This is a genomic window from Nitrosopumilus sp. b1, from assembly GCF_014078545.1.
GTDB lineage: Archaea > Thermoproteota > Nitrososphaeria > Nitrososphaerales > Nitrosopumilaceae > PXYB01.
Genome location: NZ_MU078762.1, coordinates 1 through 401, shown reverse-complemented (window position 1 = coordinate 401; position 401 = coordinate 1). Strand labels below are relative to the sequence as shown.

1 pseudogene is annotated in these 401 nt (G+C 34.9%); it reads left to right on the top strand.

The features are described 5' to 3' along the window. Positions 1-66: 66 nt before the first annotated feature. Positions 67-401, top strand: a pseudogene (locus C6988_RS10465) (succinate--CoA ligase subunit alpha); the annotation flags it as partial.

Here is a 401-nt window from a genome sequence, read left to right as displayed (position 1 = left end):
TTCTAGAACAGAATTATACGATACAGTAGAAGAAGCAATCAATGCAGCAGTTATGGGAGTAAAGAAATGACCGACATATTTGAATTACTTAAAGGAAAAGAAACAGATTCGGATTATAAGAAAAAACCAATTATCGTTCAAGGAATAACTGGAAAGTTTGGTTCACAACATACAAAATTAATGATAGAGTATGGCACAAATGTTGCAGCAGGAGTAACGCCAGGAAAAGGAGGAGAAAAATTTGAAGGAGTTCCAATTTACAATACAGTCAAAGAAGCAGTTGATGCAACAGGGGCAAAAGTTTCAATTGTTTTTGTTCCAGCAAAATTCTTTTTAGCTGCAGGAAAAGAAGCACTAGAAGCTGGAATCAAATTATTAATTGCTATTCCAGAACATGTCCC